We start from the raw sequence: 23,211 nt of genomic DNA on the forward strand, positions 1-23,211 counted from the left end.
GTAACGGCTTCGACGACAACTTCGGGTTGCGCGCCAATTCAGCGGCAATCGACGCGGCCAATATGTACACCGCGACCGCGACCGACATCGACGGTCTGGCCCGCCGCGACGACCCGAGCGTGGCCAACAGCGGCGATGGCTTACCGTTATACGTCGCCACTGCCCAAGCCGGCAGCAGTTTCGCCAACGTCGGTACCAAGCTCAACCTGCGGCAAAGCGATTACGCGACGACCTACACGATACCGTTCGCCTTCCCGTTCTACGGCAAGACATACACGACGGCCTATATCAACTCGAACGGTTTTATCCAGTTCGGTTCGTCGACCAACGCCTATAACGGCAATAACAGTAATACGCTGGACGGTTTAATCAACAATGTGCGCATCGCGCCGCTGTGGGATAACCTGTCGACCTCGGTCGCCGACACTAGCCGCGACGTCTACGTCGATGCCACGGTTGCCAACCAGTTAACCGTGCGCTGGGCTGCGGTGGTCGAAGGCACCAATAATCCGGTCAATTTCTCGGTAACGTTGTTCAGCGACGGCCGCTTCCGCTTCGATTACGGTCCGAGCGCGAGCGGTTTGACGCCGACGGTCGGCGTCTCTGCGGGCAACGGCCAAACCTACGTGCTGGCGCCCTACGACGGCGTCAGCGATTTGTCGGCGGCGGCCTCGCTGGAGTGGGCGGCTACGCCGGGATTGAATTATTACGATATCGGTGCTTACGAGTTTCTCGGCAATTCCAACGATACCATCGCTCCGCAAGTGGTTTCGATCAGCCAATTGCCGGCCGACGGCGGCACCACCTCGGCCGCATTCAGCAGTTTGCAGATCGATTTCAGCGAAGCGCTGGACCGGATCAGCGCCCGCAGTCCGGCCAACTACGAATTGTTGGCGGCCGGTGCCGACAACAACTTCGGCACGCCGGACGATACACGGATTGCGGTCAAACCCGGCTATTCGTTCCCGGAAACCAATTTGACGCTGCAATTGACCGACGGCGTATTGGCGGAAGGTAAGTACCGGCTGCGCCTGTCCGGCACCTTGGGCATCTTCGACACGGCCGGCAATTTGCTGGACGGCAATGCCGACGGCGTCGCCGGCGGCGATTATCTGCGCGAGTTCACGATAGACCGCTCCGGCAACCAACCGCCGACTGCAACCGATGCGGTCGCCAGCGTCAACGAAAATAGCAGCGTATTGATCACGCTGGCCGGTACCGATCCGAATGGCGATCCGTTGTCCTTCAGTTTGGTCGGCTCGCCGTTGTACGGCGCGTTGTCGGATTTCGACCCCGCCACGCGCACGGTACGTTATACGCCGAATGCCAATTTCAACGGCACCGACAGTTTCAAATTCCGCGTCGACGACGGTAGCCTGGGCACCGACGACGGCAATGTCATCGTCAATGTGCTGCCGGTCAACAGCGCTCCGGTCGCGTTGGGCGCCAGCGCCGCAACCGACGAGGATACGGCAGTGCAAATCCTGCTGCCGGCAGCCGATCTGGAAACGGCACAGCCGCAACTGAATTACGCGCTGGGCAGCGCGCCGGCCCACGGCAGCCTGATCCAAGGCAGTAACGGTTTGTGGACGTATACCCCCGATGCCGATTTCCAAGGTACCGACAGCTTCACCTACAGCGTGACCGACCGCGGCGATCCCGACGGTTCGCCGGGCAATTCGCTGACTTCGGCGCCGGCCACCGTGACGATTACCGTGCGGCCGGTCAACGACGCGCCGCGGATACCGGCCATCGCCGCGCAAAACGTGGCCGAAGGCGACACGCTGACCTTTAATATCGCTGCCAACGATCCGGACAATGCCAGCCTGACTTATAGTCTGGTGGGCACGCCGCCGGCGGGAGCCAATATCGATTCGGCTACCGGCTTATTTAGCTGGACGCCGACCGATGGCAACAGCGTGCAGACCTTCATGGTACGGGTCAGCGACGGTGTGCTGGCGACCGAGGCCAACTTCGACGTCAACGTCGGCAACGTCGCGCCGAGCTTAACCTTGACCGGCGCGGCCAACGTGGATTTGGGGCAATCTTACGCAGTGACTTTCTCGGCGACCGACCCCGGTACCGATACCGTCTCCGCTTGGCTGGTCAATTGGGGCGACGGTTCGACGACCGCATTGGCCGGTAACGTCTCAGGCGCCAGCCATACCTACTCGCAGGGTGGACAAATGGCGGTTACCGTCACGGCCACCGACGAAGACGGCAGCTACGTTTCGTCGCCGTTGGCCGTCAAAGTTATCGTGCCGAACCGGGCGCCGGTGGTGCCGGCCGGCCAAACCGCCAGCACCAATGAAGACCAGTCCGTGACCTTTACGTTGGCCTACGGCGATCCCGACGGCGATGCGTTGACGGTGGATTTCGCCAGTTTGCCGCAACACGGCAGCCTGAGCGGCTTCAACCCGGCAACTCGCCAGTTGACTTATACGCCGGACCAAAACTTTAACGGTAGCGACAGCTTCCGGATCACGGTCAGCGACGGCAAGGGCGGTACTACCAGCGCCGATATCGACCTCAATGTGGTGCCGGTAAACGACAACCCGGTCGCCGGCAACGATAGCTACAGCGTGCGCGGCGGCCAAACCTTGAACATCGCCGCGCCTGGAATGCTCGCCAACGACAGCGACGCCGACGGCGACGCGTTGCAGGTGCAGTCGATCGATATCACCGGCACTCAAGGTGTGGTTACTGCATTCGCCGACGGCCATTTCAGCTTCACGCCGACAGCCGGTTTCAGCGGCGATACCAGCTTCAAGTACACGCTGATCGACGGCTTCGGCGGCAGCGCCCAAGGCACGGTGACGATCAGCGTCACCAATACCGCACCGGTAGCCGGTAATGACAGCTACAGCATGCGTCCGGGCCAAACCCTGAATATCGCCGCGCCTGGAATGCTCGCCAACGACAGCGATGCAGACGGCGACGCGTTGCAGGTGCAGTCGATCGATATCACCGGCACTCAAGGTGTGGTTACTGCATTCGCCGACGGCCATTTCAGCTTCACGCCGACAGCCGGTTTCAGCGGCGATACCAGCTTCAAGTACACGCTGATCGACGGCTTCGGCGGCAGTGCCCAAGGCACGGTGACGATCAACGTCACCAATACCGCACCGGTAGCCGGTAATGACAGCTACAGCATGCGTCCGGGCCAAACCTTGAATATTGCGGCGCCTGGAATGCTCGCCAACGACAGCGATGCCGACGGCGACGCGTTGCAGGTGCAGTCGATTGATATTACCGGCACTCAAGGCGTCGTCACCGCGTTCGCCGACGGCCATTTCAGCTTTACGCCGACAGCCGGTTTCAGCGGCGATACCAGCTTCAAGTACACGCTGATCGATGGCTTCGGCGGCAGTGCCCAAGGCACGGTGACGATCAACGTCACCAATACCGCACCGGTAGCCGGTAATGACAGCTACAGCATGCGTCCGGGCCAAACCTTGAATATTGCGGCGCCTGGAATGCTCGCCAACGACAGCGACGCCGATGGCGACGCGTTGCAGGTGCAGTCGATCGATATCACCGGCACTCAAGGTGTGGTCACGGCATTCGCCGACGGCCATTTCAGCTTCACGCCGACAGCCGGTTTCAGCGGCGATACCAGCTTCAAGTACACGCTGATCGACGGCTTCGGCGGCAGCACCCTGGGTATTGTCACGGTCAGCGTGACCAATACCGCGCCGGTTACAGGTAATGACAGTTACAGCGTGCAAGCGGGCCAGACCTTGAACATCGCGGCGCCGGGCCTGTTGGCGAACGACAGCGATGCCGACGGCGATGCGTTGCAGGTGCAGTCGATCGATATCACCGGCACTCAAGGCGTCGTCACTGCCTTCCCGGACGGCCATTTCAGTTTTACGTCGAATAACGGCTTTACCGGCCAAACCAGCTTTAGCTATACCGTCCGCGATGGCTTCGGCGGCAGTGCTCAAGGCACGGTCACGATTGATGTCACCGCGGCAGCGAGCCTGAAGGTAGTGTCTTTCGTCCAAACCGATTCCGGATTCGCGGTGCGTTTCAACCGAGCGCTCGACGTAAGCGTGTTGAATCTTTACACCGGCGAACCGAGCAATATGGGCGCGGCCGATTTGGTATTGACCGGTCCGGACGGCAAGCCGGTTGCGGGTAGTTTGCTGCTCGACAGCGACCATGCCGGTTTCAGTTTCCTGCGTACCGGCGGGGTGTTGGCGGCAGGCAACTACAACCTGACATTAGCTTCGCGTATCGACGGTTTCAAAGGCTTCGACGGTCTGCTGCTGGATGGCAACGCCGACGGCACGGCCGGGGACAATTACCTGAAGCTGTTCACGGTGGTAAACGCCAACACGGCGGTATTGTCGGTCGGCGAAATTGCGCGCGGCCCCGGCCAAAGCCTGGCGAATCCGGCCACCAATTTTAATTTCCCAATCACGCTGGAAAATGCCGCCGGCGCCACGAGCCTGGCGTTTACGTTGAACTACAATCCGGCTTTGCTGACTGTGAACGGTTTTTCCGGCGGCAATTTGCCGGCTGGCAGTCAGGTCGTGACCGATACCACGGTAGCCGGCCAACTGAGGGTAACGATAAACGCGGCCGTGGCATTGCCGGCCGGCAAGCTGATATTGGGTAATCTGGAGGCGACAGTACCGACGGCGGCGGTTTACGGCGCCAAGGATATGCTACGTTTGAGCGACGTATCGCTCGACGGTGGCGCCCGGCAGTTGAAAACCGACGACGGTCTGCATGTGGTGGCCTTCATCGGCGATGTCACTGGCGACGCCAATTACACCACGCTGGATTTCCAACGCATGAATCGGGTTCTGCTCCGACAAGACAGCGGTTTCGGTGCCTGGCCGCTGGTCGATCCGCTGATCGTCGGCGACGTCAATCCGAACGGCAAATTGCAATCGGCGGATGCGCTGAAACTGGCCTACCAAATCGGCGGTACGCCGCAGAAGGACATTCCGCCGATACCGGCCGGCCTACCGCCGCTGGTATTCGCCGGCGCGGACCCTAAAGTCAGTTTGGGCTCGGTCTCGGCAATTGCCGGCAGCCGGGTGTCGGTACCGGTCACTATCGATACCACGGCCGGTTTGGAGTCGATACAAATGACCGTACGTTACGATGCGCAGAAATTGAGCTTGGTCGAGGTGCAAAAAACCGCATTGACCGCCGGCTTCGTTTACACCGTGGTGCAGAATAATCCGGGCGAACTGCGCATCGATGCCAGCGCGCTAAAACCCTTGGCCGATGGCAATGGTGTCTTGTTCGAGCTGAATTTCGCCGTTGCCGCCAGTGCGCGAGGCTCTGCGGCCTTGGATTTCGTCTCGGTCAGGCTGAACGATACCTGGCTGACGGTCGATCCGTTGCCGGTAGCCGGCGCCGACCCGACCGACGGACTGATCGAAATTGCCGCACCGGCACCGGCTCGGCAACCGACACTGGCGTTGCGGCAGGGTGCCAGAAGTTTCGACCTCGGTAAATCCGGCCAACATCCGTGGCTGAGCGAATGGTTGAATCCGTCGGAAAAAGACACGGCCAAAGCCAACGATTGGAGTATTTCGGCCAAACGTCCAATTAAATCGAAATTGCACTAATAGCATAATTGGCTCGAGTCCCGTTGCGCGCTGCCGGTCGAACCCGCCGGCGCGGTTCGGACTCGGCGTCGGCTATTTTTACACTGCACCGCCGCTAGGGCAGGGCGGCTAGCCGTTTTGTGGTATAAGTCGTTAATGTTTTGGCGGTGATATTAGTTGGCGCATTTTATGCTGAGCAATGGTGCCAAGCGGCTACCGACGGGCCATACCAGTTTTTCAAAAGAATCGATCAAACGGAGTTTTTATGCTTAACAGACATGCCAAATTCAGTTCCTTGTTATTTCCGCTGTTAGCTGCCGCGGCCTTGGTATTGGCCGCACCGGCGGCACGGGCCGCGATCAGCATCACCCCACACGATGTGGCGGGCGCTCCCGGCAGCAATGTCGACGTTACCTTCGACTTCGATTTCGGCGCTAACACTTTAATTTCCTCTTTCGATTTGGGTCTGGTGTTCGATCCTGCGTTATTGACCTTGCTGGACGGCGATTTTTACCAGAATGGCGCGCCGGTTGATGCACTGAACGGGCTTGATGCTGCCGGCACTTTGATACCGAATTTCGACCTGGGTAACGGCTCCATCGGCGTAGCCTGGTATGCATTGGATTCCAACTTTCAACCGTTACCGCCGCTGGCTTTGTCGGGAACCTACTCGCTGCTGTTGAGCTTCCAACTGAACAACAATTTTCCGATCGGTCAAGATACCTCGGTGGCGCTAACGTTGGACGCAAGCGATGAAAACTTGGATCCGATCGACACCATATCCAAAATTGCCAATGTTGCGGCAGTACCGCTACCGCCATCTTTGCTGATGATGCTGTCCGGCTTAGGCATGTTGGCCGTTTCCCGAGTCCGCCGTTCAGTTTAACCGGACATGAGTGGCTCCGCCCAGCGCGGATCCGCTGCCGTAGTCGGAACGGTCAGTCCCGAATCCCGCGCGGATTCGGGATTTTCCAGCGCCGGTGCCGCACAGGGCGCGGCCGATGACTTTTGGTCGCAGTTGGTCCATGCCCAAACCTCAGAACAATTATGCCGTGCCTGGTTAGGCATTCTGTGCCAATGGATACCTAGGGCGCAGTCCGGTATTTTGCTGTTGCATGACGAAGGCGACAATTATGCGCCGGCCGCGGTCTGGCCCGATCCGCAGCGCGATATGTCGTTTCTGGCCGAAATCGCCCAAGACGCATTGGTCGAACAGCGCGGCATCGTTCGCAACGATACCGCCGGCTTGATCCAATGTGCCTATCCCCTGCTATCCGCCGAAGAAACCTATGGCGTCGTCGTGTTGCACGTAGCCGGCGGCGGCGATGCGGCGATGCGCGACGCGTTACGCTTGCTGCACTGGGGCGCGGGATGGTTGGTGGGTTTGTTCGACCGCCGCCATCTGTTGGATCGAGACTTGCGGCTGACGCAATCCGCGTTATTGCAGGATTTACTACTAGGCGTATTGGCTGAACCGGATCCGGATGACGCTGCACGCTGGATCGTCAACCGTCTGGCCGCTGCGGTGCCGTGCCGGCTTGCTGTCATCGGCCATTGCGACGCGTCCGGCCAGCACATCGAATTGGCTAGCGTGTCGGCCAGCGCCAGTTTCGAGCCGCGTTCCAACCTGATGGCCGCCGCGCGCGAAGCGATGCGGGAAGCCTTGTTGTCCGGCCAGGCCTTGGCCCATCCTGCCGCCGAAACCGGCGATAGCGCTACAATCTCTTTTAATGGCGTCGCCGATTATTGCCGGGAAGCCGAAGCGCCGGCCGCGGTAGTACTGCCGCTCAGCCAGCGCGGGCGCATGGTCGGGGCCTTGCTGCTGGACTTGGCTGCCCAACCCGCCCCGGCCGAGCTCGAATTTTTCCGGACGCTGGCATTGGCGTTGGCGCCGGCGCTGGATTTACACGCGCTCGCCGCCCGCGGTTTGGCGGCTCACGGCCGCGACAGCCTGAAGCGGATGCTGGCCGACTGGCTGGGTCCTAGTCATCCGGGTTTGAAATTTGCCGGCACCTTGGCCGTGATCGGTTTGTTGCTGGCGGCGACGGTACCGGTCGATTTTCGGGTGCGGGCGCCGGCGACAGTGGAAGGCAAGGTGCAACGCGTGGTCGCCGCGCCGTTTGCCGGATTTATCCAGGAAGCCTATTTGCGGGCCGGAGATGCGGTCAAGCAGGGCGACATCTTGGCGCGGCTGGACGAGCGCGAATTGCGGTTGGAAGAATCGCAATGGGTGGCCCAGGCGGAACTGGCCGAACGTAAACTGCGCGAAGCGATGGCGAAAGGCATCGCCGTGACAGTCAGGCTGGCGCAAGCCGAGCTCGACGAAGCCCAGGCGGAATTGGCTTTTGTGCGCAGCAAGTTGGCGCGGGCCACCGTCGTCGCGCCGTTCGACGGCGTCATCGTCAAAGGCGATCTGTCGCAACAGCAGGGCGCACCGGTCGAACAAGGTAAAGTCTTGTTCGAGGTGGCGCCGATGTCGGCCTGGCGGGTGGTGTTGAAAGTGGACGAGCGCGACATCGTGCATGTCCGCGAAGGCGAGCAGGGCGAATTGGTGTTGACCGGCTTACCCGGCGAGCGTTTCGCGCTGAGGGTCAACAAGGTTGCGCCGGTGGCGTTGGCGGAAGACGGCCGTAACAGTTTCCGGGTCGAAGCGGCCGTGCTGGGCGAGAACCGAGGCGTGCAGCCGGGCATGGAAGGCGTCGGTAAACTGGCAGCGGGCGAGCGGACCTTGCTCTGGATTGCGCTGCACCGGGTGTTCGATTGGGCGCGGTATACGCTATGGACACTGGGCTGGTAACTGCCGATTCGACGCTGGGCAGCCAGCTGGTCAACAGCCATTGGTACCGGGTCGGCGGCTTGGCGCCGCGCTTGCGCGACACCTTGCGCATCCATCCCCAATACTGGCGCCGGCAATTGTGGTACGTGGTCGAAGACCGCATCAATGCCCGCTACCACCGTTTCGACCGCCAGGCATACCGCATCATCCGCTTACTGGACGGCCGCACCACGCTGCAACAACTGTGGCTGAGACTGGCAGCCGAAGCCGGCGAGCATTTGCCCAGCCAGGAAGAGATACTGAGTTTGCTCGGCCAATTGCACAGCCTGGATTTATTGGCTAGCGACACCTTGCCGGATTTGGGCGAATTGGCCGGCCGTGGCCGCAGCCAGACATGGCGCAAGCGGGCGGCGAGCTATTTCAACCCGTTGGCGATCAGAATCCCGCTGTTCGACCCCGACCGTTTTCTGGAGCGCGCCGCCAAGCGGCTGGCGCCGTTGCTGAACTGGCGCGGCGCGGCGCTCTGGCTGGCCTGTGTGCTACCGGCCCTGGTATTGGCCGCGTCGCATTGGCGAGAGCTGACCAACAATTTCGGCGAAAGGGTTATGGCCCTGGATAACCTGCTGATGCTGGCGGTACTGTTCCCGTTGGTCAAAATTTTGCACGAACTCGGCCATGGCTTGGCCTGCAAGCGCGGCGGCGGCGAGGTTCACGATTTGGGCATCATGCTGTTGCTGTTTTTGCCGGTGCCATATCTGGAAGCCTCCAGTTCCTGGACCTTTCCCGACAAACGCGCCCGGATACTGGTCGGTGCCGCCGGCATGCTGGTCGAAGTCTGGCTGGCGGCGCTGGCGTTCTACCTGTGGCTATGGCTGCAGCCGGGTATGGCCAAAGCCCTGGCATACGACGTCACGGTGCTGGCCAGCGTTACTACCGTGTTGTTCAACGCCAACCCTCTATTGCGTTACGACGGCTATTACATCGCCAGCGACGCGCTGGAAATTCCCAATCTGGCGCAACGCGCCGGCCGTTGGTGGGGCTATCTGTTAGAACGCCGTTTGCTCGGCCGGCGTTACGCCGATTCGCCGGTGCAAGCGCCGGGAGAAGCGCTCTGGTTCACGTTGTATTCGCCGTTGTCGTTTCTGTACCGGACCTTCGTCATGTTCTCCATCGCCGTGTTCGTCGCCGGGCAATATTTTGCCGTCGGCGTATTGATCGCCGTGTGGAGTATCGCGGCCAGCATTGCGCTGCCGTTATGGCGGGCGCTTACCTGGCTGGCGCGAAATTTCGCCGGCGGCGGCATCGACAGCCGGCCGCGGCGGGTGATCTTGGCGCTGGCCGCCGGGCTGGGTTTGTTCTTGTTCGCGCTGCCGTTACCGCACCATACCCAAGTCGATGGCGTACTATGGTTGCCGGACAGTGCCGTGGTCAGGGCGGGCCAAACCGGATTTGCCGAACGGGTTTCGGCGGCCAGCGACAGCGAGTTGCAGCCGGGCGAAACCGTCCTGGAATTGGCCGATCCCGGTCTGGCGGCCGAATTGGCGGCACAAACCGCCCGCACCGAGGCCGCGCAAGTGCGTTACGATGCCGCCCGGTTGGAAGACCCGGCCGCCGGCGAACGGTATGCAGCGGAATTGCGCCGCGAACAAAAAGCCCTGGCCCATTTGGCCGAGCGAAATGCGCGGCTGACCGTAAAAAGCGCGAGCGGCGGCCGGCTCTGGCTCAGCCAAAGCGAGGACATGCCCGGCCGCCACTTTCGCCAGGGCGACGTGCTCGGTTACGTAATTCCGCCGGCACCGCCGCGGGTCCGCATCATCGTCGACCAGTCGGACGAAGCACTGATCCGCGAGCACACCCGTTCGGTGCGGGTTAAGCTGCCGTTTGCGGCGGCCAGTTTGTGGCCGGCGACGATACTGCGCAGCGTGCCGGCCGCTTCCAACGAACTACCCAGCGCCGCGTTGGGGCGTTCCGGCGGCGGCGAAATCGCCACCGATCCGCGCGACGACAGCGGCCGGCGTGCGTTGACCAGCCATTTCGAATACGAGCTGGGATTGCCCGACGATTTTCCTTACCGCTTGATCGGCAGCCGGGTCAGCGTCCGTTTCGAGCATCCGTTGGAGCCGGTGGGCAAGCGCATTTGGCGCGGCTTACGCCGTCTGTTTCTGGCGCATTTCCACTCCTGACCGGCCGGCCCGCGGAGCGCTACTATGAACGACGCCAGGATTTCGAATGTTGGGCAATGGCCGCCTGCCCAGGTTCGTTTGGCGGCGCGTATTTTTCCGGAACGGGCCGATACCGCCGATTCCGGCTTGGACCGCTGGGTGACGGGATGGTGGCAAGGCAAACTGCGCACCTGGTACCCGCGCCAACGCGAACGCATCCGCTTCCGCGACGCGGTGGAAGCCGAAGCCGCAGGCCTGGGGCTGGAACGGTGGGACGACGCCAGGCTACAACGCGAAAGCCGGCAGGCGGCCAGAAACGCCTTCGTCGGTAAAGATTTCGCCAGCGGAGCGCTGGCCTTGGCGCTGGTGCGCGAAGCGGCCCGGCGCCGGTTGGGGCTGCTGGCGCATCCGCCGCAATTGCTGGCGGCCTGGAAGTTGTTGTGCGGGCACTTAATCGAGTTCGATACCGGCGAAGGTAAAACTCTGACCGCCGCGCTGGCGGCCTGTCTGGCGGCGCTGGCCGGCGTACCGGCGCACGTGGTGACGGTCAACGATTATCTGGCGCAACGCGACGCCGAGAAAATGCTGCCGCTGTTTGCCTTTTTTGGCTTGAGCGTCGGCGTGGTCCACGGCGGCGTGGCCCAAAATGACCGGGCACATCAATATGCCCAGGATTTGACCTACTGCACCAATAAGGATTTGGTGTTCGATTACCTGCGCGACCGGGTCAACGCCGGCGGCATCAACAGCCCGGCGCAACTGGCGGTTCGGCGTTTGCACCAGCCGCAGCGCGGCGAGGAGCGGCTGCGGCTGCGCGGCTTGCATTTTGCGATTGTCGATGAGGCCGACAGCATATTGATCGACGAAGCGCGCACGCCGTTGATATTGTCGGCACTGAGCGATCGCGGCGCCGACCGGGATGTGTTTGCACAGGTATTGAATGTTGCCGAACGATTGCAGCAAGATTTGCACTTCCGGTTGGTCGGCGCGCAGCGGATACCGGAATTGAGCAAGGAAGGCCGCCTGTACTTGGCGCAATTGGCCGAAGACTACCTGGCCGAGCCAGGATCGCGGCGTAAAGTCCTTGACGAATTCTGGCAGCTGGATTGGGTCCGCGAGCATTACGTGCTGCAGGCGTTGCGGGCGATCTACGTCTACCGCCGCGACCAACATTACGTCGTGCTGGATGGCAAGATCGTGATCGTCGACGAGTTCACCGGGCGTCTGTTGCCGGACCGCAGTTGGGAGCAAGGTCTGCACCAACTGGTCGAGGTTAAGGAGGGCTGTGCCGCCACCGGCCAAAACCGGACGCTGGCGCGGCTGACCTACCAAGTGTTTTTCGGCCGTTACCTGCGTTTGGCCGGCATGAGCGGAACCTTGCGCGAAGTCGCGGCGGAGATGGCGGCGGTGTACCGAGTGCCGACTTTGCGGGTCGAGCCGAACCGGCCCTGCCAGCGCATCGAACGGTCGAGCCTATTGCTGCGCGACGCCGAGGCCAAACACGCGGCGATTGTCGAAGAAGTCCGGCAGATTTTGACGCAGGGCAGGGCGGTATTGATCGGTACGCGCTCGGTGATGGCCTCGCTGGCGATTTCCCGCGCCTTGGCCGGCGCCGGCATAGTCCATAAGGTCCTGAATGCATTGCAAGACGAGGACGAAGCCAGTTTGGTGGCCCAGGCCGGCCAACCCGGCGCGGTTACCGTAGCCACCAACATGGCCGGCCGCGGTACCGACATCCCATTGGCCCCGGCGGTAGCCGAACGCGGCGGTTTACACGTCGTGCTGAGCGAATGGCACGAGTCGGCGCGGATCGACCGGCAATTGTTCGGCCGCTGCGCCCGCCAAGGCGATCCGGGCAGTTGCCGCGCCATCGTCGCGTTGGACGACGAACTGCTGCAGCATTACGCTTCGGCGCTGGCCAACTGGACCGCACTGCAATGGCCGGGATCGCCGCCGGCGTCGGCGGTCAAGCTGCTCAGGCGGACGATGCAGCGCAAGGCCGAGGCGGCCAATGCCGCGCAACGGCGGGCGACGATGCGGCAGGACCGGCAGATGCGCCGGCAATTGGCGTTTTCCGGCGCCACGGAATGACCAAAACCAACGAGGTTAACCAGAGAATGAAGCAAGCTACAGCGATGTCGGGCGGACGTTACCGATGGGTTTCCGGATTACTGTTGGCTGCCTGGATACCGGCGTTCGCGGCCGAGGCTCCAGGGCAAGCCACCTTCGATTGCCTGATCGAGCCGTCGCAGTTGCTCGAAATCCGCAGCCCGGTCACCGGCTTGATCGACCAAGTCCACGCCGGTCGCGGCGATACGGTCAAGCGCAATACGCCGTTGGTCAGCCTGGAGTCCAGCGTCGAGCGTGCCGCGGCCGAACTGGCCGGGGTCCGGGCGGCGATGAACGGCCCATTGGCCGTCGCCGAAAGCCGTCTGGCCCATGCCATTCAAAGCTTGAACCGGCGAAACGCGCTGGCGCAGAAGAATTACAGCTCGGCGCAGGAACGCGACGACGCCGAGGCGGAAAAAAATGTCGCCCAGGCGGAGTTGCTGTCCGCCCGCGAGAGCAAGCAGGTGGCCAAGCTCGAACTGGCCTACGCCAACGCCCAATTGGGGCTGCGGGTAATCCATAGTCCGATCGACGGTATCGTCACCGAACAATTGATGTACCCCGGGGAAGTGGTCGAAGTCGGCGGTACCACGACTACAATTTTGAAATTGGCCCAGATCGATCCGTTACGGGTGAAAATGATATTGCCTTTGGCCTATTACACCCGGGTCAAACCGGGGATGCGCGCCGATATCGTCCCGGAAGCGCCGCTGGAGGGCCGCTATAATGTGGCGATCAATCTGGTGGACCAAGTCATCGACGCCGCCAGCGGCACGTTTCAGGTCCGCGCCGATTTGTCCAATCCGTCCGGCAACCTGCCCGGCGGGGTCAAATGCAAGGCGACGCTGGCGTTGTAATCGATATCCGCAGCAATTCCGGCGGCGGGTCCGGCTAAAATCACACGCAGTAAAATTACTTAACCAGGAGAATGAGCAATGGCAACGCAATTACTGATTTACGAAAAAGTCGTACCGGTTTCCAAGGACCGCCACACTGGCTGGTCGGTCAAGGCCGGCAACGATTATTCTTTTGCCAAACACGTCAATTCGGTGCCGATTTTGGCCGTCGAGTTCGCCAGTGCGGCCGACGAATACACCATCGTTTTTGCCGGTAACGAAGAGGGCACGATGCCTATCGTGCTGCTGGGGATCAAGGAACGGGAAAACCTGTTCGTCAACGAAGCCAACCACTGGGACGCCAAATACGTGCCGGCCTTTCTCCGCCGTTATCCGTTCGTGTTCTCGGAAAGCGAAGACCGCTCGACGTTTACCTTGTGCATCGACGAGGATTTCGTCGGCTGCAACCAAGAAAATAAAGGCGAGCGCCTGTTCGATGCCGAAGGCGAAAGAACCCAATATCTGGACAACATGCTGCGTTTCGTCAACGAATACCAGGGCCAAAATCTGAGAACCCAGGCATTTTGCCAGAAACTGCGCGAACTGGATTTGCTGGAGCCGATGCAGGCCGAGTTTACTTTGACTTCCGGCCAACGTTCGCGCCTGGCCGGATTCTTCGCGGTAAACCGCGAACGCCTGAAACGCCTGGCCGACGAGCAAGTGATCGATTTGTTCAAACTCGACGAATTGGAATTAATTTATCTGCACCTGCAATCGATGCGCAACTTTACCGGCATGTTGGAACGCAGTGCGGCGCACAATCCGGTGCCGGCCGCCGACGGCGACAAACCGGCCGAGGAAGCGGCTACCGGCCATGCGCCGGACGAAAAATTGCATTGATAGCAGTTGTAACTCGGTAACGGATCGCAGCAATTCGCAGGTTTTCTGACCGACGAAGCATTGAGGGAACTACCGAGGTATGACGTTGCTGCCCCGGCTGGTCAATGACCGGGAACGGTCAACGACTTGCCGTTGTCGGCGGCGCCGAGTTTCAGCAAGAACGGCACCGCCGCCTCGACCCAGCTTTCCGCTGTCGGGTAATGCGCGGCAGCGGCACCGAAACAGGTCTGCGACATATCGGTGTCGATAATCCCCGGATTCAGCGCGACGGCCGCCATGGTTGCGGGCAGTTCGGCGGCCAAGGCCTTGGTCAGCCCTTCTATGGCCCATTTGCTGGCGCAGTAGGGCGCTACGCCGGCCGCCACGCTCCTCCCCCATCCGGAACTAAAGTTGACGCAAACGCCGCGCTGCCGTTCCAGCATCGCCGGCAGGAATTGGCGGATAACGTTGGCGACGCCCTTGATGTTGATATCGACCAGCGCATCGAAATCGGCGGCCGGGATTTGCCATAACGGCTGCACCGGGTTGATGACCGCCGCGTTGTTCAGCAACAGGTCCGGAGCGCCGAACTCGGCGATGGCCGCTCGCGCCCACGCCGCCACCGCTGCGTCTTCAGCGACGTCGACCGTATCGAACCGGTGGTTGCCGCGGCATGCGGCAGCCAACTCGGCAATAGCGCCGGCGGAACGGCCGCAGCCGATGACGCGGTGGCCCAGAACGGCGAATTTCTCGGCCATAGCTCGGCCCAGGCCGCGAGTGGCACCGGTAATGACGACAGTCCTGGCTTCAACCATCAGCGTTCCCGCCAGTGTCGTTGGTTTGTTCGGCGTCTACCGGCAGCTCGATGCGTAGCGTCGTGCCGCTGCCAATGCTGCTGCGTACCGTGATTTCGCCGCCGTGCTTTTTGACGATGCCGTAGGAAATCGTCAAGCCCAGCCCGGTGCCCTTGCCGACCGGTTTAGTCGTATAAAAGGCATCGAAAATTCGGCTCAATTGCTCGTCCGTCATCCCGCAGCCGCTATCGCCGATTTCGATCCAAACCTTGTCGCCGCCGCTGCCGGTGGCAACCGTGATTACGCCGTGTTTATCGATCGCATACGCGGCGTTGACCAGTAAATTGACGAAGACCTGATTCAACTGCGAGGGCAGGCAATTGACCAACGGCAGCTCGCCGTAACGTTTGACGACGTCCGCCTTGTATTTCAATTCGTTGTAAACGATGTTCAACGCGCTATCCAGACCGGCGTGCAAATCGGCCCACTGCCAGGCGTCGTTATTGCGTTGCGGATAAGAAAAGTCTTTCAAATCCTGAACGATTTTGGTGACCCGGTTGATCCCGTCCAGCGATTCTTCCAGTAACTCCGGCGCATCGCGGCGCAGGTAATCGAGGTCGATCCGGCGCTTGACCGCGCCGATAGCGGCCAGCAGACCGGCGTCGGCGACGGCCGCTTCGGCCTTTTGGTAAGCGTCGGCCAGATCCAGTAAATCGGCGATATAGCGTTTCAAGGTATTCAGGTTGGATTTGACGAATCCGACCGGATTGTTGATTTCGTGGGCGACGCCGGCGGCCAATTGGCCGATGGACGACATTTTCTCCGATTGCAGCAACTGGGCCTGGATGTCCTGCAGCTGGTGGTTGGTCGCATCCAACTGCCGATTTTGCATGACGATGAACTGCATGACGTCCTGGGTTTGTTTCACCAATTGCCACTGCCTGACCATGGCGTTTACCACTTGGCGCACGACCAAATCGGAAACCGGCTGCTGCAAAATCAGCAACTGGTCGCTTTCGCCCAGTTTTTCGGCGATCTGCGGCCAATCCAAGCCCGGATCGGCGTTACAGAGCACGGCATTCAATCCGGAATCCGCTTCCCACAAGCGTTTTATCAAGGCCACGCCGTTCGCTTGCCGCAACGGATGCGACACAAAGGCCAAGTTAAACGGGGCGTTGTTGGCCAAACCTGCGGCGATGGCCTGTTCCGCACACTCCGGCGTATCGGCCCAACGCACCAGATAATTCGGTTGTCCGCCGATTTCGCCGCTATCGGCAACTTCCGCCAGATTGAATAGCCGGTTCAAACGAATTGCCAGTTCGGCATCGGTAGCGACCACCAGTATCGCCGGCCTATCGGCGTCGATCACCAGGATTTTCGATAAGTTGTCGTCGTCGCTCATTTCGTCGCCTTAAGAATCCGGCGGAACTTGCGCCGTATCATCCCGCCGGTTGGCGGCTGTGCGACTGATTATAGTAAAAAGCCATGCCGCGGCATCCTGCCGGCAGGGCCAAACCGAAGCGGCTGGCGAAACGGATAGCGGCACCGATCGCGGCCTTAGCGAGACGCTAATCGCCGGCCACCGTATCCACCAATAAAATGCGCTCGTGGTCCAGCCGCAGCGCCAGAGTTTTACAGAGCTGGCTGGTTTCGAAATCGCGGTAACGTTCGGAGGTGACGATCCGGTCGCGGTCGCCGCAGTTTTCCAGCGCCAGCATTTGAAAGAAATACGGCCGCCAGGACCAGTTGAAGCCGATCTTGCGCGGATCGGTGAACCATTGGTTTTCGCTGAAATTGAAATCTGGTGAAATCTGGTCGCCGTGGTTGTTGCACAGGTAAAACCGAATCACGCCGCTTTGGGTGAAATTCCAACTGACCAGTTCGTTCAAGTTGAAATCGTCCTGCAGCGCTTCGGCCAAGCGGTAAATCAGGGCTTTGGTGGCATTGATCGCGTTGATTTCCTTTTGTACCCGCGGCAGCGTGTTCTTGACGAATTTGCCGCGCAACGAGGCCGCGTGTTGCTCGAAACTGTTGACGGGCAGGAAATCGGCTTTGGCTTTGGCAAACAAAAAGCCCTGCATGAATTGGGCGCCGCAATTCAAGCCGAATAAAAACTCCTCGTCGCTTTCCACGCCTTCGCAGACGATGCGGGCGCCGGTACGTTGGCCCAGGCGCGACATCAGATGGACGATGTCGGTGGCGATGCTGCTGCCTCTGGCGGCGCGCTTGAACAAACGCATATCGATTTTGATGATGTCGGGCTGGATCGCGATGACCCGTTCCAGTTGCGAGGAGCCGGCACCGAAATCGCCGATCGCCACCCGCAGACCGTGTTTGCGGTAGCGCTGCACGATCTGTTTCAACTTGTGCGGATCGACGTGGGCATCGGAAATTTCGACGACGATGCGCTGGCGGTCGATATTCAACTCTTCCAGCATGCGCAAGGTCGGCAGCGCATTGAGCTGGCGCAAGTTTTCGATCCAGGCCGCCGAAATATTCAGCGCCAGATAGGTTTGGCTATCGGCCTGTTGCGAGAACTTCTCCAAGGCCTGCCAGCGTACCTGGCGGTCCAGCTCGGTACGCCGCTTGATGTCCAGCTCGGCCGAAGAGAACAGGGCGCCGGCGGAAACCACGTTGCCTTTGGCGTCGTATTGGCGGGCCAACGCTTCGTAACCGACGATTTTGCTGCTGGCTATCGCGATGATGGGTTGAAAATAGGGAAATAGCGTTGATTTTTCTGGCATGGTCCTTGTGCGCGTCGAGTTAACCGGGCTGGGGCAAAAACTCCTTCAATTCGGCGACGCAGGAACCGCAGCCGCTGCCGGCGCCCAGGCAGGCGCTGATGGCCGCCACGCTTTGTAACTTTTGGGTTTGCACCGCTTGTTGAATGGTTTTTTCGCCGACATTGAAACACGAACAGACAATTCGGCCAATATCGGCTTCGCCTTTCGGCGGTTGGCCGCTAAGCAAGGCCAGGCGTTCGCTGCGGCTTAGTTCCGGTTTCGGGAACAGGCTGCACAGCCAACCCGGTTCCGGCAACTCGAAATCCGGCCCGACCAACAGGCAGGCTTGCAGCCGATTGCCGGCCAAATAGGCGCAGCGGTAGTAACCGGCTTGCAGATCGCTGTATTCCAGCCAGTCGCCGACGCCGGCGATGCCGTTTTCGCTAAACAACTCCCGGCTCCACTGGCGCCAGTCTTTACCGGCGCCGCTGCCGGCCAGCTCGTAACGGTAAAACTGCTCGCCGCGAATCTTGACCTGGTACTCGCAATCCCGGATCGCCAACGGTTGCCGGGCCAATATCGTCGCATACCAAGTGGCCGGCCACGCCGAAATTCGCACCGGCGTCTGTTTGCTTTCCGGCTGGCCGGAGTAGGGGTCCACTACCGGGTTGACCAAGGCCCCCATCCGGCCGTGGCTGCTGACTTGCCCGGTCCAATGCATAGGCACGAACAAGCTGCCCCGACGTTGGCCGGCGCCGATTTCGACTCGGGCCAGCATTTGTCCCCAACGGCTTTCGATACGGGCCAGACTGCGGTTTTTCAATTGCAAGCGCTCGGCGTCGGCCGGTTGGATTTCGACGAAGGGCTCCGGCCGGTGCGCGTTTAGTTTGGCGGCCAAACCGGTGCGGGTCATCGTATGCCATTGGTCGCGCAAGCGGCCGGTATTCAGCGTGAACGGGTAATCGGCGTCGACCTTATTCCGCGGCCCTTGCGGCGCGACCGGAATGAACCTGGCTTTGCGGTCGGCGGTAAAAAACTGCTTGTCGCCGAACAACTGCGGACTGCCTTGCGGCCGCTCGCGGGTCACCGGCCATTGCACCGGTTGCAAGCTATCGAATTCGGTTTGGCCGATCGTGGCGAAGGCCGATAAATCGAAGTCGCGTAGTTGGTGTGCGCTATCGTTTTCGAACGCCGACAGCGCGGCGTGTTCGCGAAAGATTTCGGCGCTGGATTGGTAGGCGAAGGCGTCGCCAAAGCCCATGCGCTGCGCCACCCGGCTAATGATCCACCAGTCGTGGCGGGCCTCACCGGAGGCGGCGAACAACGGCCGTTGCCGCGAGATGCGCCGCTCCAGATTGGTCACGGTACCGTCTTTTTCGCTCCAGCCGGTGGCCGGCAACAACACGTGCGCGAGTTGGGCCGTATCGGTATTGGCGATGCAATCCGATACCACGACGAATTCGCAGCGTTGCAGCGCCTGTTTCACCCGATCGGCGTCCGGCATCGACACCACCGGATTGGTGGCCATGATCCAGACCGCCTTGACCCGGCCGTCGCCGATGGCCTCGAACATCTCCACCGCTTTCAGTCCGGGTTTGTCCGCCACCCGCTTGCTGTGCCAAAACCGGCCGACCCGGTCGACGTGCGCCGGATTGTCCAGATCCATATGCGCCGCCAGCATATTGGCTAGGCCGCCGACTTCGCGGCCGCCCATCGCATTGGGTTGGCCGGTGAACGAAAACGGCCCCATGCCGGGTTTGCCCAGCCGGCCGCTCGCCAGATGGCAGTTGATGATGGCATTGCATTTGTCCGATCCGGAGCTGGATTGGTTGATGCCTTGCGAATAGACCGTGACAGTGCGTTCGGTGCCGGCAAACCAGGCGAAAAATTGGCCGACATCGGCCGGGTCCAGCTCGCAACCGGCGGCGACCGCGGCCACCGAGCCGGCACCGGTTTCGGCTTGGTGCAAGGCCTCGGCGAAACCGTTGGTGAAATTGGCGACGTAGTCTTTGTCGATTCGGCCGTCGCGCTGCAAGTGGCACAACAATCCGTTGAACAGTAGCGCGTCCATGCCCGGTTTCAACGGCAAATGCAGGTCGGCGATATCGCAACTGGCGGTGCGGCGCGGATCGACCACGACGACTTTTAAATTCGGATTGTTATCCTTGGCCTTGCGGATGCGTTGAAACGCAATCGGGTGGCACCAGGCGGCGTTGGAGCCGACCAGCACGATCAAATCGGCCAGTTCCAGGTCGGCGTAACTGCAGGGCACGGTGTCGGCGCCGAAGGCGCGTTTATAGCCGACCACGGCCGACGACATGCACAAACGGGAGTTGGTATCGATATTGGCCGAGCCGATGAAGCCTTTCATCAGCTTGTTGGCGACGTAATAGTCTTCGGTCAGCAATTGGCCGGAAATGTAAAACGCCACGGCATCGGCGCCGTGTTCGGCGATGATTTGGCGGAAGCGGCCGGCGACGTGGTCCAGCGCCGTGTCCCAATCGCAACGCCGGCCGTCGACGGCCGGATAAAGTAGGCGGTTTTCCAGCGTGACGGTATCGCCCAGCGTGGCGCCTTTCGAACACAGTTTGCCGAAGTTGGACGGGTGGTAGGGATCGCCTTTAATGGTGACCCTGTGTGCGGCCGGATCTTCGACCGTGGCTTCGATGCCGCAGCCGACGCCGCAATAAGGGCAGGTAGTTTTGACGGTTGGAAGACTCATTGGCTAATGCTTAAGCGGCTGCGGCTAACGGCGTCTGACCGAATATCAGGCGGTCGCGGATCGCGGCAATCGGCGTTTTCTGTTTGACTAAATTCAAATACCAGGCGCTGTCGCTGGTGTCGCCGTACAGGATCACGCCGACCACGATATCGCCGCGCAATACGATTTTCTTGTAGACGCCGAGGCCGTGGTCGATCAACTGCAACACTTGGCAATCGGCGTCGCCTTCGAAATCGCCGACCGAGAACAAGTCGATGCCGGTGACTTTCAGCATCGTCGCCGAGGACAGGGTTTGGTAAATGCTGCCGGCATGGCCCGACAATTGGCGGGCGCAGACTTTGGCCTGTTCGTAGACCGGCGCCACCAGGCCGAACAATTCGCCGCGGTGTTGTACGCATTCGCCGACCGAGAAAATCCGCGGATCGCTGGTTTGCATCAGGTCGTCGACGATGACGCCGCGCTCGCACTCCAAACCGATGCGTTCGGCCAAGGCGATGTTCGGTTTGATGCCGGTCGACATCACCAGCAAATCGGCTGCCAGTACCTCGCCGTTGCTGAGTTGCACGGCCTGGATCTGGCCGTCCTCGCCGAGAATGCGGCTTATCGTGCAGCCCAGATGGAAATCGATGCCTTTGCCGGCCAGTTGCTGCTGTAAAAATCCGGCCGCTTGCCGGTCCAGTTGCTTGTTCAGCAGGTGGCCGGCGCGGTTGACCACGCTGACCTGCATGCCGCGTTGCAACAGGCCGTTGGCGGCCTCCAGACCGAGCAAGCCGCCGCCGAGAATGACTGCGTGGGTTTTGCTGGCGGCGGCGGCAATCATGGTTTGCACGTCGGCGATGTCGCGAAAGCCCAATACGCCGCGCAAATCGCGGCCGGGGATATCCAGCATCAACGGCAGGGAACCGGTGGCCAGCAGCAAATAATCGTATTCGGCTTCGGTACCGTCCTTAGCTACCACGCGGCGCCGGCTGCGATCGACGCCGACCACCGCCTTATCGGTGCCGCAATGCAGTGTGATGCCGTGTTTGCGGTACCAATCGAAGTCGTGAATCATGATCTCGGCGATGCTTTTGGCACCGAACAGCACCGGGGTCAACATGATCCGGTTGTAATTGCCGTGCGGCTCAGCGCCGAACACGGTAATTTGATAGCGTTCGGGCGCCAATTGCAGTAATTCGTCGACGGTGCGCATGCCCGCCATGCCATTGCCTATGACTACCAGTTTCAGTTTCATGACTTTATCTAACAACTCAAGTGATAGCCGAACCGGGGCGGACGACGCCCGGTTCGGCCGGGGTTTTAGAAGCTGACGTTGGCTTGCAGCCAGATTTTTTGGGTATCGGTAAACGCCGCGTTTTCGGTGTTGAAATTGGCGTACTTGGCCAACAGCGTGTAGTGTTTGCCGAATTTTTTCAGGATCGAGAAATCCCATTCGCTACCGTACTCGATGCCGCCGGTATCGTCGTAGAAGTCGTGGTAGACGCCGGTGACGATCAGACTGTCGTTCATCATTTTGTAGGTCGCGGTCGCAAACACGTCGCGGATACCGGCGGCCGGCGTGGTCAGGAACAAATCCGCCCAACCCTGGAAGGCATGGTTGGTGCCGAGCGGGGTCTGGAAGGATTTGTAGGTGCTGCCGTTGGTGCTGGCGACGTTATTGGTGTAACCGTAACCGTTGAGCTGTTCGACGGCGCCTTGCAGACTCAGGTTGAAGCCGCTGACACCGCCCATGAAATTGAAGCGGTCGGCTTGGTAATGGTTGGGGTTGTCGCCGTAGTCGAGCTGGTTGCTCCATTCCGCGGTATACAGAAAATTCAATTTATCGAAAAACTGCGGCGATTTACCGTCGAAGCGCAAGCCGTAGGTTTGCGAGGATTTGTGGTAGTTCTCGCGTTGCCGGTAGTCCAGCCAGTAGCCGTATCCGATCAGGTTGCCCCAATCGCTGACCTTGTAGTTCAGGTTCAGGATCGGCGCGTTGATGGTTTCGGTTTCGCCGAAGATGTTCTGGATGTGGTCGAGATAACCGGCGTTGACGGTCAGTCCGAACAAGGTTTGGTTGTTGTGGGTTAATAAAATCGAATCGTAGGTCATCTCCATTTGCCGCCAACCGACGTTGCCGATGAAGCGGTCGTCGTCTAACTTAATCCGTTGCCGGCCGACTTTGACCAAGGTATCCGGGATGCCTTTGTAACTGAGCCAGAACTGGTTCAATTCGCTACGGTCGGGGTCGGCGACCAGAGAATAGTCGCGGTGGCGGTTGGTGGTGGTGCCGCCTTGGTCGTAGTCTTCCTGCAACGCATAATTGCCTTCGTATTCGACGTAGGCCTGAAAGTCGTAGAAGGTCGGCGACAGCAACCCCAGCCGCAGACGGGCGGTGTTGGCGTTGGCGGTCTCGACCCGGCGCGGCGCTTTGCCCGGTATGACCGGACCTTGGTCCTGGTCGACATTTTCCCAGCGGTAGTTCAAGTCCAGTTTTACCGCGCCGTTGCTGCCGTAATGGTAAAAGTTCAGCGCGTCTTCCACCTCCTTGGTCAGATCGGCGGATACCGGTGCGCTGGCGCTGGCGCTGGCGATGGCCATCGACAGCAGCGTGGCGGACGGGAATTGGTTTTTCTGCAATGGCATAAATGCCCCCTTGGC

At 60.6% G+C, this 23,211-nt stretch carries 13 protein-coding genes (1 of these 13 only partly in view); 7 read left to right on the forward strand and 6 right to left on the reverse strand.

From position 1 onward, the window contains the following. The 7 genes from VXJ35_RS11060 to VXJ35_RS11090 form a co-directional block, all read left to right on the forward strand. On the forward strand, nucleotides 1-5,591 hold the 3' end of the coding sequence (locus tag VXJ35_RS11060) for a tandem-95 repeat protein (protein ID WP_064021595.1). 26,962 nt of this gene lie to the left of the window's left edge; the window shows 5,591 of its 32,553 coding nt (coding positions 26,963-32,553); its start codon lies off the left edge, out of view; its stop codon occupies nucleotides 5,589-5,591. A gap of 244 nt (nucleotides 5,592-5,835) precedes the next feature. Further along, nucleotides 5,836-6,456 carry a VPLPA-CTERM sorting domain-containing protein gene (locus VXJ35_RS11065; protein WP_064021596.1) on the forward strand — a complete coding sequence of 207 codons (621 nt, stop codon included), beginning with the start codon at nucleotides 5,836-5,838 and terminating at the stop codon, nucleotides 6,454-6,456. A 6-nt stretch (nucleotides 6,457-6,462) separates the two neighbouring features. Beyond that, complete coding sequence (locus VXJ35_RS11070) at nucleotides 6,463-8,367, forward strand: efflux RND transporter periplasmic adaptor subunit (RefSeq protein WP_064021597.1); 1,905 nt, start codon at nucleotides 6,463-6,465, stop codon at nucleotides 8,365-8,367. Next, nucleotides 8,349-10,529, forward strand: coding sequence for a hypothetical protein (locus VXJ35_RS11075; RefSeq protein ID WP_064021598.1), 2,181 nt, complete (start codon nucleotides 8,349-8,351; stop codon nucleotides 10,527-10,529). The genes VXJ35_RS11070 and VXJ35_RS11075 overlap by 19 nt, the downstream gene beginning before the upstream one ends. Nucleotides 10,530-10,553: 24 nt before the next feature. Further along, entirely contained in the window at nucleotides 10,554-12,599 is a 2,046-nt protein-coding gene (locus tag VXJ35_RS11080; RefSeq protein WP_064021599.1) for a hypothetical protein, read from the forward strand. Continuing rightward, nucleotides 12,596-13,474, forward strand: coding sequence for an efflux RND transporter periplasmic adaptor subunit (locus tag VXJ35_RS11085; RefSeq protein ID WP_197496047.1), 879 nt, complete (start codon nucleotides 12,596-12,598; stop codon nucleotides 13,472-13,474). The genes VXJ35_RS11080 and VXJ35_RS11085 overlap by 4 nt, the downstream gene beginning before the upstream one ends. A gap of 78 nt (nucleotides 13,475-13,552) precedes the next feature. After that, nucleotides 13,553-14,353: a SapC family protein gene (locus VXJ35_RS11090; protein ID WP_064021600.1), complete on the forward strand. Its 801-nt coding sequence runs from the start codon at nucleotides 13,553-13,555 to the stop codon at nucleotides 14,351-14,353. Nucleotides 14,354-14,454: 101 nt separating this feature from the next. Here the strand turns inward: VXJ35_RS11090 and VXJ35_RS11095 are convergent, their stop codons facing one another. The 6 genes from VXJ35_RS11095 to VXJ35_RS11120 form a co-directional block, all read right to left on the reverse strand. Then, on the reverse strand, nucleotides 14,455-15,147 hold the full coding sequence (locus VXJ35_RS11095) for an SDR family oxidoreductase (protein WP_064021601.1): 693 nt from the start codon (nucleotides 15,145-15,147) through the stop codon (nucleotides 14,455-14,457). Next, a complete protein-coding gene (locus VXJ35_RS11100; protein WP_064021602.1) occupies nucleotides 15,140-16,528 on the reverse strand; it encodes an ATP-binding protein in 1,389 nt (462 codons plus the stop codon). Before VXJ35_RS11100 ends, VXJ35_RS11095 begins: the two co-directional genes overlap by 8 nt. Before the next feature lie 166 nt (nucleotides 16,529-16,694). Further along, nucleotides 16,695-17,870, reverse strand: coding sequence for an EAL domain-containing protein (locus VXJ35_RS11105; protein ID WP_064021603.1), 1,176 nt, complete (start codon nucleotides 17,868-17,870; stop codon nucleotides 16,695-16,697). Nucleotides 17,871-17,889: 19 nt separating this feature from the next. Further along, entirely contained in the window at nucleotides 17,890-20,571 is a 2,682-nt protein-coding gene (locus VXJ35_RS11110) for a nitrate reductase (protein WP_064021604.1), read from the reverse strand. A 10-nt stretch (nucleotides 20,572-20,581) separates the two neighbouring features. After that, nucleotides 20,582-21,805, reverse strand: a complete 1,224-nt coding sequence (locus VXJ35_RS11115; RefSeq protein ID WP_064021605.1) for an NAD(P)/FAD-dependent oxidoreductase — start codon at nucleotides 21,803-21,805, stop codon at nucleotides 20,582-20,584. A 65-nt stretch (nucleotides 21,806-21,870) separates the two neighbouring features. Then, nucleotides 21,871-23,196: an alginate export family protein gene (locus VXJ35_RS11120; protein WP_064021606.1), complete on the reverse strand. Its 1,326-nt coding sequence runs from the start codon at nucleotides 23,194-23,196 to the stop codon at nucleotides 21,871-21,873. Nucleotides 23,197-23,211: the final 15 nt, after the last annotated feature.

It is taken from the genome of Methylomonas sp. DH-1 (assembly GCF_046097555.1).
Lineage (GTDB): Bacteria > Pseudomonadota > Gammaproteobacteria > Methylococcales > Methylomonadaceae > Methylomonas > Methylomonas koyamae.

What these genes read in the sequence shown, in the direction of transcription:
- VXJ35_RS11065 (WP_064021596.1), top strand. Translation starts at nt 5,836, where the DNA reads ATGCTTAACAGACATGCCAAATTCAGTTCCTTGTTATTTCCGCTGTTA.
- VXJ35_RS11070 (WP_064021597.1), top strand. Translation starts at nt 6,463, where the DNA reads ATGAGTGGCTCCGCCCAGCGCGGATCCGCTGCCGTAGTCGGAACGGTC.
- VXJ35_RS11075 (WP_064021598.1), top strand. Translation starts at nt 8,349, where the DNA reads ATGGACACTGGGCTGGTAACTGCCGATTCGACGCTGGGCAGCCAGCTG.
- VXJ35_RS11080 (WP_064021599.1), top strand. Translation starts at nt 10,554, where the DNA reads ATGAACGACGCCAGGATTTCGAATGTTGGGCAATGGCCGCCTGCCCAG.
- VXJ35_RS11085 (WP_197496047.1), top strand. Translation starts at nt 12,596, where the DNA reads ATGACCAAAACCAACGAGGTTAACCAGAGAATGAAGCAAGCTACAGCG.
- VXJ35_RS11090 (WP_064021600.1), top strand. Translation starts at nt 13,553, where the DNA reads ATGGCAACGCAATTACTGATTTACGAAAAAGTCGTACCGGTTTCCAAG.
- VXJ35_RS11095 (WP_064021601.1), bottom strand. Translation starts at nt 15,147, where the DNA reads ATGGTTGAAGCCAGGACTGTCGTCATTACCGGTGCCACTCGCGGCCTG.
- VXJ35_RS11100 (WP_064021602.1), bottom strand. Translation starts at nt 16,528, where the DNA reads ATGAGCGACGACGACAACTTATCGAAAATCCTGGTGATCGACGCCGAT.
- VXJ35_RS11105 (WP_064021603.1), bottom strand. Translation starts at nt 17,870, where the DNA reads ATGCCAGAAAAATCAACGCTATTTCCCTATTTTCAACCCATCATCGCG.
- VXJ35_RS11110 (WP_064021604.1), bottom strand. Translation starts at nt 20,571, where the DNA reads ATGAGTCTTCCAACCGTCAAAACTACCTGCCCTTATTGCGGCGTCGGC.
- VXJ35_RS11115 (WP_064021605.1), bottom strand. Translation starts at nt 21,805, where the DNA reads ATGAAACTGAAACTGGTAGTCATAGGCAATGGCATGGCGGGCATGCGC.
- VXJ35_RS11120 (WP_064021606.1), bottom strand. Translation starts at nt 23,196, where the DNA reads ATGCCATTGCAGAAAAACCAATTCCCGTCCGCCACGCTGCTGTCGATG.